The 15,554-nt window shown below is 71.7% G+C and carries 12 protein-coding genes; 7 read left to right on the top strand and 5 right to left on the bottom strand.

The genetic code is table 11. From position 1 onward, the window contains the following. Positions 1-87: 87 nt before the first annotated feature. Positions 88-1,170 carry an NAD(P)-dependent alcohol dehydrogenase gene (locus BFN33_RS23465; RefSeq protein ID WP_069762081.1) on the bottom strand — a complete coding sequence of 361 codons (1,083 nt, stop codon included), beginning with the start codon at positions 1,168-1,170 and terminating at the stop codon, positions 88-90. Positions 1,171-1,281: 111 nt separating this feature from the next. Between BFN33_RS23465 and BFN33_RS23460 the strand changes: the two genes are divergently transcribed. From BFN33_RS23460 to BFN33_RS23430, 7 genes are all read left to right on the top strand, one after another. After that, positions 1,282-2,082: an SDR family NAD(P)-dependent oxidoreductase gene (locus tag BFN33_RS23460; RefSeq protein WP_069762080.1), complete on the top strand. Its 801-nt coding sequence runs from the start codon at positions 1,282-1,284 to the stop codon at positions 2,080-2,082. Between the two features lie 222 nt (positions 2,083-2,304). After that, the gene (locus BFN33_RS23455) at positions 2,305-3,174 is read left to right on the top strand and encodes a branched-chain amino acid ABC transporter permease (RefSeq protein ID WP_069762079.1); all 870 of its coding nucleotides are present in this window, start codon (positions 2,305-2,307) and stop codon (positions 3,172-3,174) included. Between the two features lie 11 nt (positions 3,175-3,185). After that, entirely contained in the window at positions 3,186-5,735 is a 2,550-nt protein-coding gene (locus tag BFN33_RS23450) for an ATP-binding cassette domain-containing protein (RefSeq protein ID WP_069762078.1), read from the top strand. 52 nt (positions 5,736-5,787) lie between these two features. Beyond that, complete coding sequence (locus BFN33_RS23445) at positions 5,788-7,128, top strand: FAD-binding protein (RefSeq protein ID WP_079140973.1); 1,341 nt, start codon at positions 5,788-5,790, stop codon at positions 7,126-7,128. Between the two features lie 44 nt (positions 7,129-7,172). Then, on the top strand, positions 7,173-8,741 hold the full coding sequence (locus BFN33_RS23440; RefSeq protein WP_069762077.1) for an aldehyde dehydrogenase: 1,569 nt from the start codon (positions 7,173-7,175) through the stop codon (positions 8,739-8,741). A gap of 59 nt (positions 8,742-8,800) precedes the next feature. Continuing rightward, positions 8,801-9,934 carry an acyl-CoA dehydrogenase family protein gene (locus BFN33_RS23435; protein ID WP_069762076.1) on the top strand — a complete coding sequence of 378 codons (1,134 nt, stop codon included), beginning with the start codon at positions 8,801-8,803 and terminating at the stop codon, positions 9,932-9,934. 17 nt (positions 9,935-9,951) lie between these two features. Next, a complete protein-coding gene (locus tag BFN33_RS23430) occupies positions 9,952-11,898 on the top strand; it encodes an FAD-dependent oxidoreductase (protein WP_069762075.1) in 1,947 nt (648 codons plus the stop codon). A 44-nt stretch (positions 11,899-11,942) separates the two neighbouring features. Here the strand turns inward: BFN33_RS23430 and BFN33_RS23425 are convergent, their stop codons facing one another. From BFN33_RS23425 to BFN33_RS23410, 4 genes are read right to left on the bottom strand one after another with little or no spacing between them, the layout of a single operon-like run. Then, complete coding sequence (locus BFN33_RS23425; RefSeq protein ID WP_069762074.1) at positions 11,943-12,881, bottom strand: hypothetical protein; 939 nt, start codon at positions 12,879-12,881, stop codon at positions 11,943-11,945. Beyond that, positions 12,878-13,366, bottom strand: coding sequence for a hypothetical protein (locus BFN33_RS23420; protein ID WP_069762270.1), 489 nt, complete (start codon positions 13,364-13,366; stop codon positions 12,878-12,880). Before BFN33_RS23420 ends, BFN33_RS23425 begins: the two co-directional genes overlap by 4 nt. Continuing rightward, the gene (locus BFN33_RS23415) at positions 13,366-14,592 is read right to left on the bottom strand and encodes a macrolide family glycosyltransferase (RefSeq protein ID WP_069762073.1); all 1,227 of its coding nucleotides are present in this window, start codon (positions 14,590-14,592) and stop codon (positions 13,366-13,368) included. Before BFN33_RS23415 ends, BFN33_RS23420 begins: the two co-directional genes overlap by 1 nt. Further along, positions 14,589-15,515 (bottom strand): patatin-like phospholipase family protein, encoded by a 927-nt coding sequence (locus tag BFN33_RS23410; RefSeq protein WP_069762072.1) that lies wholly within the window; start codon positions 15,513-15,515, stop codon positions 14,589-14,591. The genes BFN33_RS23415 and BFN33_RS23410 overlap by 4 nt, the downstream gene beginning before the upstream one ends. Positions 15,516-15,554 lie beyond the last annotated feature (39 nt).

The following is a 15,554-nucleotide window of genomic DNA, read 5'->3' as shown; positions in this document are numbered from 1 at the left end:
CGCGGGGTCTGGCAGGCAACAGTCGTGCACGCGATTGATCGCGTCTCTTCAACCGGAGTCGATCGGAGGGGCGGCAGGAGGCACGTGTCAGTCGGGCAGCAGAACCGCCCGGCCTCGCACCCGCCCCCGGCGCAGCCGGCCGAACGCCTCGGGCGCCGCGGACAGGGGGAACTGCTCCGTCTCGACGTGGAGTGAGCCCGCCCGGGCCAGGGCGATGACCTCGGCGAGTTCGGGGCGGGTGCCCCAGAACGGCAGGGAGAGCCGGAAGCCCGCGGGAAGGAAACCCGGCTTGCGGACCGTCAGCCGGCCGCCGCCGCTGCCGACCACCGCGAGTTCCCCGCCGGGGCGCAGCAGTTGGACCGCGAGGGCGAACGTCGCCTCGTTGCCGACGAAGTCGAGTACGGCGTCGACTCCCACGCCGCCGGTCTCCGCCCTGAGCACCCTGGCCGTGTCGGCCCCCATCGGGACGCCGAGATGCGCGCCGGACCGCAGGGCGAGGTCCACCGCCTCCTCGCGGATGTCGACCGCCAGCACCCGGCTCGGGGTGGTCGCACGCACCATCTGGACGGCCAGGTGCCCGAGCCCGCCGACGCCGATGACCAGGGCGGTGCTGCGCTCGCCGAGTGCGTGCCGTACTCCGGCGAGGGCGTGATACGACGTGAGGCCCGCGTCGGAGAGCGGTGCCGCCTGCGTGGCGGGCAGGTCGCCGATCGGCACCAGATGGCGGGCGGAGGGGACGAGGAGGTACTCGGCCATCCCGCCGTCCCGGCCGAGCCCGGCCCCGTGCCAGCCGAGATCGCCGCGGTGGTCGCAGTAGTTGTCCCGGCCGGCCGCGCAGCGGGTGCAGTTGCCGCAGCCCCACGGGCCGTAGACGACCGCGCGTTCACCCGGCGCCGTTCGTCCGGTGCCGGTGCCGGTGCCGGTGCCGGTGTCCGTGTCGGTATCGGCGTCGGGGCCGAGGGCCGCCACACGGCCGGCGACCTCGTGGCCGAGGGTGAACGGCGGCCGGTAGGGGAGTGCCCCCTCGGCCGCGTCGACGACATGGACGTCGGACTGGCACAGCCCCGCGGCTTCGACCCGCACCAGCACCTCGGTCCCGCGCGGTACGGGGCGCTCCACCTCGGCGAGCGCCGGTTCCCGTCCCCATTCAGTAAGCCGCACCGCTTGCATGCACACCGTCCCGGGTCTTGTCAGTTGGCCGACGGTGACGGTAACAGAGGTGAAGTCAGTTCAGTAACGATTGGGTCGGCGCCGCAGTGCGGCCGAGAGGGAGTGCGCGGGATGGGTGAGAACGAGCGAGGAGCCCGGTTCGAGGACAGCGTCGTACTGGTGACGGGTGCCGCCTCCGGAATGGGAGCGGCGGTCGCCAGGCAGGTGGCCGCGGAAGGGGCGCGGGCCGTGGTCGTCGCGGACGTGAACGGTGTGGCGGCCGAGGCCGTGGCCAAGGAGCTCACGACCGGCCGTGCGGTGCGGCTGGACGTGGCCGACGCCGCCGCGGTCGACACGGCCGTCGAGGACGTACTGCGCGAACACGGGCGTCTGGACGTCGTCGTGCACGCTGCGGGCGTCGACGACCCGCAGGCCAAGCAGCTCATCGCGGACGCCCTGGTCGAGGGGCGGCCCATCGAGGTGACCGACCGGCTCGACGACCCGGCGTGGCGGCGCGTCATGCGCGTCAACCTGGACGGCACCTTCCATGTGCTGCGGGCCGCGGTGCGGGCGATGCGGCCGGTGGGGGCGGGTGCGATCGTCGTCATCGGCTCCTCCTCGGCCTTCGACACCCCGGTCGGCTATCCCCATTACGCGGCCTCCAAGGCGGGCGTGCACGCATTGAGTCAGGCGGTGGCCAAGGAGGTCATCGCGTCCGGGATCCGGGTGAACGTGGTGGCGCCCGGTCCGACGGAGACGGGGATGGCGGCGCGCACGCCCGAGGTCCTGCGCAGCGGTTTCGCCGACCCCCGGGTGCGCCCTTACGCGACGCCCGAGGAGATCGCCGACATCGCCCTGTTCCTCGCGAGCGAGGCCTCGGTGAACCTGGTCGGCGCGGTGCTGCTGGCCAACGGGGGCCGCTTCACGGCATGACCGGGCAACCGGTGGGCCGACGCGCCTCGCAGGAATCCGTTCCGTCGGGGTCGCGTCGGCCGCGGCTCTTCATGGTCGTCAGCGGTCGAATCAACTCGTGCACGGGTATTGCCCCTCCCCGGCCCGTTGCTTACGGTTCATGAATTGAGTTCAGTTTGTAATGCGCGCGGGTGCCACCGAGTGTGCCGGGCGCGCGGGTCTGGGTGCGAGGAGACGGTCGACGTGGATCAGTTCCTGCTCATCCTGGTGAGCGGTCTCGCCAGTGGTGCGGTGTACGGCCTGATGGGCCTCGGGCTGGTGATCATTTACCGGGCGACGGACGTGGTCAACTTCGCCCTCGCCAGCCTGGCGACCGTCGGCTTGTACGCGGCATTGGCGGTGAACGAGCACGGTCTGCCCCTGCTGCTGGCAGCCGTGGCCGCGATCGTCACGACCGCCGCGGTCGGCCTGGTGGCCAGGGAAGCGGTCATCAGGCCGCTCGCCCAGGGTGAACTCCTCTCCGCGCTCGTCATGACCATGGGCGTCTCGCTCATCGCGGAGAGCGCCATCAGCACGATCTGGGACGACCAGCCGCGGCTTTTCCCGAGCCTGGTGGAGGGCTCCGTATCCCTCGGGAGCGCCGCCGTACCGGCACAGAGCCTGCTGACCATCGCGGTGGCCGCCGTCGCGATGGCTCTGGTGGCGTATCTCTTCGGCCGCACCAGCATCGGCACCGCGATGCGCGCCGTCGCCGAGTCCGCCGACACGGCCCGCATCCTCGGCCTCGGTTCCCAGCGCATCGCCCGGATCGCCTGGGCGCTCGGACTCGGCCTCGCGGCGCTCGCCGCCTTCCTGTACGCGCCCCGGGCCGGACTGGTGCCGACCGTACTCAGCGCCCCGCTGTTCCGCGCCTTCGCCGGGATCTTCCTCGGCGGTCTGACCAGCATGTACGGGGCCGTCATCGGCGGACTGACCGTCGGCGTCCTGGACAACGTGGCCGCAGGTTACGTCTCGGCCGGCTACCGCGACACGTTCGTCTTCTCGTTCACCATCCTCGTGCTGCTGATCCGCCCGCAGGGGCTGTTCGGCGTACGCACCTTCCAGCGGGTCTGAGGGAGCGGTACATGTCCTTCGTCAGTCGTTCCGGCAACTCCCTCCTCAACCGTTCCACCCTCTCGCTCGTCAGTCGTTCCACCGCTGCCAGAGCGGCGCTCGGTCCGCTCGCCGCGGCCGTGCTCCTCATCGTGCTGAACACTGGGGCCATCCCGCCCTACCAGGCGTATTCCGTGGGCCTCGCGGCCGTCTATACGATCCTCGTCCTCTCCGTGAACCTGCTCGCCGGCTGGGCCGGTATCTGGTCCATCGCCCACCCCGCGTTCTTCGCCCTGGGCGCCTACTTCGCGGCATACGGCAGCACCCACGGCTGGTCACTGGAGCTCGTGCTGCTCGGCGCGACCGCGAGCGCCGCGGCCCTAGGTGCCTTCCTGGGGGCGGCGGGAGCCCGCTTCTCCATGCTGTACGTCGCGCTGCTCACGCTCGCGTTCACCATGGTGTCCCTTGAGGTCATGGGCCAGTGGACCGGCGTGACCGGCGGCGACCAGGGCATTCCGATGGAGAAACTGCACAGCGCCCTGGGTCTCGGCACGCTGGCCAGCGCCGGCACCCAGGCGCAGTACCTCGCGGTGGGCGCGGCCGGGATCGCGCTCGCCTTGGCCGCGGTGGCCCGGCCCAGCGCCCTGCGGATGCGGCTGGTGGCCGCCAAGTCCCATCCCATGGCCGCCCGTTCGATCGGGATCGCACCCGAGGCCCAGTCGGCGCTGGCCTTCGCGGTCAGTGCCGTGTTCGCCGCACTGGCGGGGGTGCTGCTCGCCCTGGTCGTCGGGTTCGTCAGCCCCGACCCCTTCTCCCTGACCCTGGCCATCGCGTTGATCTCCGCGTGCGTGCTCGGCGGCGCGGGCACGCTGCTGGGCGCGGTCGTCGGCGGCGCGTACCTGACCTGGGCCCCCACGGTGGCCGAGAGCGCGGGAGTGGCACAGCCGATCCTTCAGGGTGTCGTCCTCATCGCCGTGTTGCTGTTCCTGCCGGGCGGAGTGGTGCCCTTCCTCGGACGGACCGCGCGGCGACTGCTGCGACGTCCGTCCGCGCGCCCGGCGACACCGGTGGAGCCGACCGAGGCGCCCCCGCAGCGCGTACCGGCACCTGCGGCGAGCGCGGACGAACTGCTGCGACTCGAAGAGATCGCGGTCACCTTCGGCGGGCTCAAGGCACTCGAAGGTGCCTCCCTGTCCGTGCGGGCCGGCGAGACCCTCGCCGTCATCGGGCCCAACGGCGCCGGAAAGACAACCCTGTTGAACGTCCTGTCCGGACTCGTCGGAGGCGGACGGGTGGCGGGCAGCGCCCACTACGCGGGCAAGCCCCTGCTCAAGAGCCGTCCCACCGCGCGCCGCCGGTTCGGCATCGGACGTACCTTCCAGCACGCCGAGACGTTCCCCGAACTGACCGTCCTGGAGAACGTGCTCTGCACCCGTCGCCGTATCACCGCCCGCGACCGGGACAGGGCCGCCGAGCTCCTGGACCGCTTCGGTCTCGCGCACGTCGCCGACCGCTACCCGGCCGAACTGCCCTTCGGCCTGCACAAGCGTCTCGACCTCGCCCGGGCGCTCGCCGAGGAGCCCGGCCTGCTCATCCTGGACGAACCGTTCGGCGGCCTCGACGCCACCGAACGCACCCTGCTGACCCGGCAGATCGTGCGGCAACAGGAACACGGCACAGCCGTCGTGATCATCGATCATGTCCTCGACGACCTGTTCGCCGTCGCCCATCGGGTGGTCGCCTTCGACTTCGGCCGGCCGATCGGCGAGGGCGGCCCCGGCGAGATCCTGGACGACCCCCGCGTGCGCTCCTCCTACCTCGGGGAGGGCGGCTCACGGGACGAACTCCCCGCCCGCGACGGCGCCGAGAGCCCGGCCGTGCACCTCGACGCAGTGGAGCACGCCTACGGCGGGGTCACCGCGCTGCGCGAGGTGGGCCTCACCGTGCCCCGGGGCAGCGTGCTCGGAGTCGTCGGCGCCAACGGCGCGGGCAAGAGCACCCTGGGCCGGATCCTGCACGGCAGCCTGCCGCCCACCCGGGGCCGCCGCAGTGCCGCAGGCGACCTGCGCACCGCACTGGTGCCCGAAGGCCGTGCCCTGTTCAAGACACTGTCCCTGCGCGAGAACCTGGAGGTCGCCGCCTACGCCGCCGGCATCAGGGGAGCCGAACTGCGAGCACGGCTCGCGGAGACCACCCAGTGGCTGCCACCGCGACTGCGCGAGCGCATGGGGATACCGGCCGCCGGCCTCTCCGGAGGCGAGCAGCAGGTCCTGGCGATCGCCCGGGCCCTGATGGCACGGCCGGACCTGCTGATCGTCGACGAACCGGCACTCGGGCTGTCGCCCGCGATGGTCGACGAGGTGTACGCCCGAATCGGCCGACTCGCCCGCGAGGGTATGACGATCGTCCTGCTGGAGCAGTCCCTCGGCCGCGCCGCGTCGGCCTGCCACGAGGTGGTCGTGCTGCACGAGGGCGGCATCGCGGTCCGTGGCGAACCCGGGGACCCGACCTTCCTCGCCCGCGCCGAACAGGCCTACTTCGACGGGGAGGACGATGTCGCCGTACCCGTCCCACAGGGTTGAGCCGGCCCAAATCCCGTAGCGAGTGTTTCCCTTTGCCCTTGAGGAGAGTGGCGTGCGCACAGAAGGCGTGGATCTGCTGATCATCGGTGCCGGGATGGCGGGGCTGACCGCCGGCGCCCGCGCCGTCCGCAGCGGCCTGTCCGTCGCCATCGTCGAGATCGCCGCGGACGTCGGCGGCTCGGCACGCTTCGCCGGCTACGCGTGGACCGCGCCGAGCCACGAGGTCATGGACCAGCACAACCCGAGCGGCGACCGTGACTTGAAGCGCGCGCTGGTGGACCGCTTCGCCGAGGGCATCTCGTGGATCCGCTCCGTCGGCGTGGAGGCCAAGGACGCACAACGCGTTCTCAGCTTCGGCCGCGGGCACCAGTTCGACACCAACCACTACGTCGACACCTGCCGACGGCTGATCGTCGAAGGCGGTGGCGAACTGCTGCTGGAGACCGACACCGAGCGGCTCGTGGTCGAGCGGGGAGCCGTCGTCGGAGCGGACCTGAGAGCGGTCGACGGCACACGCAGCCAGGTGCGCGCCCACACGACACTCGTCGCGACCGGCGGCTTCCAGGGCGACCCCGCCCTCCGCACCGCGCATGTGCACCCTCACGCCGACCGGATGCAGCCGCGTTCCAACCCGCACAGCCGCGGCGGCGGTTACCGTCTGGCCACCCAGGCCGGCGCGGCCACGGGTCACGACGACGCCGGCTTCTACGGCCACCTCATTCCCGGCGGCATCCCCTTCGCCGACCCGGCCGACTTCGTCGACATGTCGCTCTACTACAGCGAGCACGCCCTGCTCCTCAACCTGCGGGGCGAGCGGTTCGTCGACGAGACGCTGGGCGACCACCTCACGGCCATGGCACTGCTGGACCAGCCCGAAAGCCGCGGCCTCCTCATCGCCGACGCCCGCGTCTTCCGCGACTGGATCATCGGCTCGTACGTCGACGGTGCCGTCGCCGTCGACAAGTTCGCCCTCGCGAGCAGGCGAGGGGGCCGTGTCGGACTCGCCGAAGACCTCGACGAACTGGCCTACCTGCCCGAGGAATGGGGCTACCACGGCGAGACCGTCCGCAACGCCGTCAAGCTGTTCAACGAGCACGCCTCGACAGGACCGGCGCCCTCGCCCGGCCGGGAGCTGGACGGCCTGCCGCTGGACGAACCGCCGTACTACGTCATCGAGACGGTGCCCGCCATCACCTTGCCCTTCCACGGCGTACGCATCGACGACCGGGCCCGCGTGCTCGGCGCAGACGGCCGTCCCATCCGCGGACTCCTCGCCGCCGGATCGGACACCGGCGGCCTGTGGCACCGCGCGTACGCCGGCGGCCTCGCCTCGGCCCTCGTCTTCGGCCTCACGGCCGCGGACACCGCCACCCAACCGACTCACCGTCCTTGACCACGCCGGTCGACGACCTCACCACCCTCTCGCAGGAGCCAGACATGACAACGATCGACCACAAGGCCTTCTTCATCGACGGGGCGTGGAGAGCAGCCTCGGGCACTGACCGCTTCGACGTGATCTCCCCGAGGTCGGAGCAGCGCATCGGAAGCGTCCCGGCCGCCTCCAGGGAGGACATCGACGCCGCGGTCGCCGCGGCCCGGCGCGCGTTCGACGAAGGGGAGTGGCCCCGGCTCACCCCAGCGGAGCGAGCCGTCCACCTCTCCCGGCTGGCCGACGGCATCGAGAGGCGGCAGACCGAGCTCGCCGAGCTGATCACCGAAGAACTCGGCTGCACGCTGTTCCTGTCGCAGGTCTACCAGGCGGTGTCGCCCGTCATGAGCTTCAACTACTCCGCGGAGATCGGCCGCAGCCTGCAGACCGCCGAGGTGCGCATCAGCGACCTGTCCCCGCTCGCGGGCAAGTCGGCGGGGGGTGGCATCATCCCGATGGCGGGTGCCAGCCTGGTCGTCAAGGAACCCGTGGGCGTGGTCGCCAGCTTCCCGGCGTACAACTTCGCGCTCCCGGCGATCGGCCAGAAGGCCGGTCCGGCGCTGATCGCGGGCTGCACCGTCATCGTCAAGGTCACCGAACCCAACCCGCTGGCGATCTTCGTGATCGGAGAGATCTGTGAGGAGATCGGCCTGCCGCCCGGTGTCCTGAACATCGTCGCGGCGCGCGCCCCGGAGTCCGAGTACCTGGTGCGCCACCCCGGTGTGGACATGGTCAGCTTCACCGGCTCGGCCGAGGTCGGCGCCAAGATCGCGGCGGCCTGCGGAGAACTCGTCCGACCGTGCGTGCTGGAGCTCGGCGGCAAGTCCGCGGCCATCGTGCTGGACGACGCGAAGCTGGAGGACGTGCTGCCCACCCTCGTCGGGGCCACCGCAGGCACCAACGCGGGCCAGAGCTGCGTCGCCCTGTCCCGACTCCTGGTCCCCGAGGCCCAGTACCGCGCCTATGCGGAGGCCCTGGCCGACGGCTTCGCGTCGCTCAAGGTCGGCGACCCCATGGAAGCCGACACCGTGGTCGGACCCCTGGTCACCTCACGCCAGCGCGAACGCGTCGAGTACTACGTGGACGTGGCACGCAAGGAGGGCGCGACGATCGCCTACGGCGGCCGCCGCCCGGCGCACCTGGACCGCGGCTGGTACTACGAGCCGACACTCGTCACCGACGCCCACAACCAGATGAGGGTCTCCAGGGAGGAGATCTTCGGACCCGTCGCCTCGCTCATTCCCCACCGCGGTGAGGACGACGCCATCCGTATCGCCAACGACAGTGACCTGGGGCTGGCGGGCTCCGTGTTCACGGCGGACGCGGCCCACGGCTTCGAGGTCGCCCGACGCGTGCGCACCGGCACCTTCTCGGTCAACACCTTCGCGGCCGACCTGGGTTCGCCGTTCGGCGGGTTCAAGAGGTCGGGAATCGGCCGCGAGCACGGCCCCTACGCGGTGGAGGAGTACCTGCAGACGAAGACGATCTCGATCGACCCCAGCCAGGAGCTTCCCGAGTCGGTCACCAGGAACGTCCCGCACGGAACGGGACCCGGCACGCGAGGCTCCGCCGGCTGACCCCAGCCCTCGTCCGGTTGCCCACTCCCTCTCCGCCACCCGAGCACGATGGAGACGTCATGTACCACCGTCACCCCGACATCGACCCCCAGCTGCTGTCCGAGACCGAGGAACAGCGTGAACTGCGCACGGTTCTACGGGACTTCTTCACCGAGGACAGCGGGCCCGAGAACGTCCGCAAGCACCTGGCCACCCCCCGCGGACACGACGAGACGCTGTGGGCGCGGCTCGCGGGCGAGATCGGAGTGCACGGGCTGGCGATTCCCGAGGAGTACGGCGGTTCGGGCTACACCTTCGCCGAACTCGCCGTCGCCCTGGAGGAGGCCGGGCGAGCGCTGTACTGCGGACCGCTGCTGCCCACCGTGGTCCTCGCCGCGCACGCCCTGCTGAACAGCGGGGACCAGCAGGCGTGCGAGCGCTATCTGCCGCGGATCGCGAACGGCACGCTCACCGCGACGGTGGCCGGGTTCGACGAGGACGGGCCTGGCGTCGGCGCAGAGCGGAGCGGCCCGGGGTGGGTGCTGCGCGGCACGGCCGACTTCGTCCTGGACGGTGCCGGCGCGGGCCTGATCGTGGTCCGCGCCCAAACCCCCGAGGGCACCCGGCTGTTCGCCTGCGAGCCGGCCGAGGACACCTGCCCGCGCACACCTCGCCGTGTCCTGGACGAGACACGCCGCCAGGCGCTGGTGGAGTTCCGTGGCGCACCGGCCACACCCGTGGGCGAGTCGGGCAAGGTGACGGCGGCCCTCGACGCCGGGCGGGCCGCGCTCGCCGCCGAGCAGGTCGGTGGCAGCGGCCACGCGCTGGACGCCACGGTCGAATTCGTCGCCCGGCGCGAGCAGTTCGGGCGCCCCATCGGCTCCTTCCAGGCGGTCAAGCACCGGCTGGCCGACGTGCTGGTCGCACTGGAGGCGGCACGCTCGGCATCCGCGTACGCGACCGCCTGCGTGGCCCTCGCGTCACCGCAACTGCCGGTGGCCGCCAGCGCCGCCGCCGCGGTCTGCTCCGAGACCTACCGCCTGGCCACGGCCGAATACGTCCAGCTGCACGGCGGGATCGGCTTCACCTGGGAGCACCCGGCACACCTGTACGTGCGCAGGGCACGCAGCAGCGAAGTGCTGTTCGGCACCACGGACCAGCACCGCACCCGGCTCGCCGAACTCGTCGGCCTCACCACGCGATCCGCGGCCTGAGCGGCACGGAGAACCCCATGACGCCGAGCACCGACCTCACCCTCGCCACGCCGTTCACCCTCGGTGATCTCACCCTGCGCAACCGCCTGGTCGCCACCGCCCACGCCACCGCCGCCGTCGCCGACGGCGCCCCCACCGACGCCGACGCGGCCTACTGGCGCCGCCTCGCGAGGGGCGGCGCCGGGATGGTGATCACCGGAGGCACCGCCGTGGCCCCCGAGTCCACCCTGCCCCAGCGCTACCTGACCGAGGCATGGCACCCCGAGATCAAGGACGCCGTACGCCGCCGGGCCGAGGCCATCACCGAAGGCGGCGCCGTCGCCATCGCGCAGCTCGTCCACTTGGGCCGCGAGACCCTCGGCGCGGGCACCTACTATCCCCCCGTCTCCGCCGCCGCCGTCCGCTCCCCGCGCGAGGCGACCGCGCCCCACCCGCTGAGCACGGAGGAAGTGCGCCGAGTCGTCGACGCCTTCCGCGTCTCGGCGGCGAACAGCGTGCAGGCCGGCTTCCACGGCGTCGAACTGCACGCCGGCCACGGCTACTTGCTCGCCCAGTTCCTCTCCCGCGTCAACAACACCCGCGACGACGAGTACGGCGACCGTATCGCCCTGCTCGCGCAGGTGATCGACGCCATCCGCACGGAGATCGGCCGACTCCCCATCGGCGTACGGGTATCGGTGGAACCCGGTGCCAACTCCGGGCTCGGCCTGGACGACCTGACCGAGCTGCTTCCGCACCTGTACGAGGCATCACCCTTCGACTACGCCAACGTCACCACCGGCGTCCGCAACACCTACGTCCCCGGCATGGCCACCACCCGCCCGCCCCTGCTGAAGTCGGTGGCCCGGCTGCGTGCGGCGGTGCCAGTGCCGTTGCTGGTCAGCCAGGGGTTCCGGTCGGTGGCCGACATCGAGCGGGCCCTGGGCTCGGGGGCCGACCTGGTGGGCATGGCCCGGCCCTTCATGGCGGACCCGGACTTCCCCCGCAAAGTGATCGCGGGCGACGAGCGCTCCGTACGCCCCTGCACGGGCTGCAACGAAGGCTGCCGGACCTTCGAGCCCACCGGATCCTGCTCGGTGAACCCGGAACTCGGCCCACCGGGAGCCACCTCCCGCCCGGCCGTACCGCTGCTGCTCACCCGGCGCGCCTCCCGCCCCGGACCCGTCGCCGTCCTCGGCGCGGGCCCCGCGGGCATGGAGTGCGCCATGGCCCTCTCCCGTACCGGTGCCGAGGTCGTCGTCTTCGACAGCGCCCGGGAGACCGGCGGCCAGGCGCGTCTCGCCGCCCGCGCCGCGCACCGCTCCGGCTGGCAGAAGCTCGTCGCCTACCAGCGCGACCAGCTCACCGACCTCGGCGTGCGCGTGCTGCTCGGTACGTCCGTGACCTCGGCCCAACTGGCCGAGTACGCCCAGGTCGTGCTCGCCACCGGCGCCGAGGAGACGGTCGTCCCAGTGCCGGGGGAGCTGCGTACGCTCACCAGCACGGCCTTCCTCACCCAGTACGCCGACCTCGTGCCGCGCGCGCCCAGGGTGGCCGTCCTGGACGACGGCTTCGGCTGGTGGCAGGGCATCAGCGCCGTCGAGAGCGCGCTGGCGGCGGGCGCCAGTGAGGTCACGGTCGTCACCCCCGGCACGGGGTTCGCGACGGGCCTCTCACCGGAGAACCGCACCCAGCTGATGAACCGCCTGGCCGGGTCGCCGCTCCGCATCGCCGCGATGAACACGGTGACGGCCACGACGGCCGGCGAACTGCGCCTGCGCAACGTCATGGACGGCCACGAGACGTTCCTCGCCACCGACCTCCTGGTGACCGTCGGCGAACGCCGCCCACGACGCCCTGACTTCACCGAGGCCGACGGCCAGACCGTCCGCGCGATCGGCGACTGCGTCGTACCGCGCCGCATCGCGCACGCCCTCGCGGAGGGGCGTGCGGCTGCGGAGGCGGTCACGTCGAAGGCGCCATGAGCAGCCGCTCGTAGGCCGACTCCGACGAGCTCTGGTCCGGGTCCTCATGGCAACGGTTCGCCTTGCGCGATGGTCGCGCTGTGGTGGGCGCGGATGATCGCGATCACGGTGTCGGCGGTGCGGTCGAGGTGGCTGCGGCCATCGGGCAGCAGAGCCGTTGGGCTGATGTAGCTCCGCGAACCGAAGTGCGTGGCCGGGTCGAGCCGATGCACGGTGATCTTCCCGGCCCGAACGGCCCGGTTCCATCCGCTACGACGGAAGAGCCGTCGGCGTTGGGGGAAGATCCAGGCACCGAGCTGCTCGATCCGGTCGTTCGCGCTGGTGAGCTGATGCAGGTGCTCGGCATGGGTGAGGTCGCCGGCTCCGTTGTGGAACCCGCCGAGCGTGATCAGCAGGAGTGGGCAGCGAAGCCGCGTGTACAGCTCGTCGACCGCGCCGGTGGCGACCTGGGCGCCGCCGCTGTAACTGAGCAGTACCACGGGCATGCCGCTGTCGGGCTGGTAGCCGGCGAGCCGGAGCTGAGTGGCGATCTGGGAGCCGACGGCCCGGTTGTACAGGGGCCGGTAGCGGCGATCGGCGGCGACGAAGGTCTGCATGACGTTGTGGAGGAACAGCAGCAGCCCGATGCGGCGTCGCAGCCACGCCCACACCGGCCGGTCGGCAAGCGGGTCGGCCAGTGGTGAATAGGGTTGTACCTGTCCCAGCACTCGCAGCTCCGGCGCTCCGGTGATCAGGGCCTCGACCAGCTGGCCGCCGTCCCGGCTGTCACGGACGCGGCGTTTGCCGATGCCGTCGAGGTAGACCAGGTAGGCACCCGGGGGACTGTCGGGGGCCGCACCCCGGGCGTAGGGGACGCCTTCCGGGAGCTCGGTGACAGGGGCCCGCCAGCCGGCACCGTAGGCCAGAACCTCGTAGCGGGCCAGCAGGGCTTCGGCCAGCAGGGCAGGACCGACCACACAGGCCCAGAGCAAGAAGTCGTTCATGCGATCGACTCTTCTGCGCTGGTGGCGCTGATCCTCACGACAAGACGCCGGACGGTCTCCACCGCGAGAGCGAGACCTGTCCCGGCGACGGCGACGCAACCGGCGGCGCTCCACCAGTCCAGCCCGCTTGCCGCGGCGAGCGGACCGACCAGACCGGTCCCGACCCCCACAAAGAGCACCAGATGGAGCAGAGGGCCGAGCAACGGAAAGGCGAGGACGGCGGCGAGCACCAGCGGGGCGACCACGCCTGGTGTCCATGCCAGGCCGGTTCCTGGCGACGGAGAGGACACCACCAACTCGGCCATGGTCCACGCGCTCAGCGGCCACAGGGCGAACACCAAACCCTCGACCAGGCCGGCGGGCAGCAGCAACGCGGCCACGAGAGTCCGCGGCATACCAGGCCGGCGCGCTACGAGAGGCAGGATGCGCCCGGCGGCCTCCGACAGCCCGGCGAACACCAGCAGGACAACGACGGCGGGGGACATCACTCGACCTCGCTGTGCCGGACCGGCGGAGACGACTGACCGGCCGAGCCGGTGGTATGCAGGTACCGCTCGAGTTCGTCGGCGGCGCGCCGATATCCCCCCGCTTCGCGCTGGGCGACCCGCAGGGTACGCGCGGCTGCCCGGAACCGGGGATCGTGGAGCAACAACTCGGCGAGGATGTTCACCGAGCCCCTGGCGACGTCCTGGGTACGGATCGACAGGCCGGCGCCGAGCTCGACGACACGCCGGGCCACCATCGGCTGATCGGCACCCTGAGGGACCACCAGCAGCGGAACCCCGGCGTACATGGCCTCGTTGACGCTGTTCATCCCGCCATGGGTGACGAACAGCGCCGCACGGGCCAGCACCTCCGGTTGCGGCACGAATCGGCGAGCGAGCACGTTGGCCGGCAACGGCCCCAGTGCCTCGGGGTCGGTCTGCCCGGTGGAGACGATCACGGTGCCGCCCAGCGGGGCGAGCTCGGTGGCCAGGCTGCGCAGCAACTGGGGGTCGGCGTTGAACACCGTGCCCAGTGAGGCGAACAGCACCGGGTCCCGCAGTTGGTCGGCCGGGAACGACGGGTCGGCCGGCCGGGCGCCGATGCATGGGCCGACGAACCGGTAGGACTGGTCGAAGCTCTCGACGGCAGGCTGGAACGTCCGTGAGGTGTAGACCAGGTTGAGCGGCTGGCGGACGTTCGCCACGTCGAGCAGGGGCAGCCCACGCGCGTCGAAGCGGCGGTGCAGTGCCCAGCGGGATCGCAGGTAGCCCCGGACACTGCGGGGTTGAGCCGTCGCCGCGGTCAGCAGGTCGAGGGAGCCGCGGGTGGGGCTGGGGACATGCCGGTTGAGGGCGAAGGTGGTGAACGAGGAGGCTGCCGGTACCCCGAGCTCACGGGCGGCCACAGCTCCCCACAGACAGGCGCTGTCGTGGACGATCAGATCGGGTCGCTCGCGGCGCAGGTCGGTGAGCACGGCGGGCAGCAAGTCGACGGCCGTGCTCGCGAGTGACTCCATCCACGAGACCGGTGTCGGCGGATCGGGGAGCGGCTGGTCGCCCCCGGGGTACAGGTACACGCTCGCGCCGGTCGCCTCGATCTCCTCACGGAACGCGGGCGAGGTGTGATACGTGACGGTGTGGCCGCGCCGGACCAGCTCGGCCACGATCGGCAGCGTCGGGTTGACGTGGCCGTGCATGCCGATACCGAGGAACGCGATGGTGCTCACAGGCCGACCTCCGCTGTCGAAGAAATTGTTGTTTCGTCCGGGCCGCGCGGTGCCGCCGAGGAGTCGTCGGCCCGATACAGCCCCGGCCCGCTGATGCGCAGCCCGTCCAAAAATTGCTCGGCTGTGCGGCACGCGGTGCTGATCAGCCGTTGGGACTGGCCGAAGTCCCACGGTGCGGGCCAGGCTTCGATGCCGGTCGGCAGCACGACGGTCGGGATGTACCGGGACACCTCGCGCAGGTCTCGCTCGATCTGATGGTGCAACAGCAGCAGCCCGGCCCTGGCGGCGATCGCACTGGCACGTCGGCGCGGAATGGTGGGGCGCAACGGCGAGCTCTCCGGCCCGGTCGCCACCACGACCACGCTGGCCGCCCCGGCCTGTAGGGCCGCCAGTACCGGGACATAGGCGATCAGCCCGCCGTCGACGAGGGTTCGCCCGGCACGATCCACCGGAGGCAGCATCCCGGGAATGGCTGCGCTGGCCAGCAGCGCGGACTCCAGGTCCCCCCGGTCGAGCAGCACCGGATCACCGCTGATCAGATCCGTGGCCACCGCGGCGAAGGGGACCTCCAGTTCCTCGATCCGCGAGGGCAGCCCGGCCCGGGCGATCAGCCGGCGCAGGCCGCGATCGGTGAAGACGCTGCTCCGTGAGGACAGGTAGCCGAGTGGATACACGTCGCGGCGTCGCAATTGGGTCCACACATGGTCCAGCCACGGTGCGGCCCGTTGGGGGTGGGCGGCCGCGATGGCCCCGTTGAGGGCACCCACCGAGGTCCCGATGATCATGTCCGGGGCGAATCCGTGGCGCTCCAGCGCGTAGCCGACACCGATGTGCGCCGCTCCGAGCACGCCACCGGCGCCCACCACCACGGCCACGGGACGGGGAAGGGTGTGCAGACCCACTGCGGTGGGGTTTCCCCTCATGGTTCACCTTTCTCGCCACGGACACCGAATCGGACTTCT

Origin of the sequence: Streptomyces sp. LUP47B, assembly GCF_001746295.1 — a bacterium.
In the GTDB taxonomy this organism is placed as follows: Bacteria; Actinomycetota; Actinomycetes; order Streptomycetales; family Streptomycetaceae; genus Streptomyces.
The sequence above is the reverse complement of the archived record's forward strand: the minus strand, read 5'-3'. Positions and strand labels throughout refer to the sequence as shown.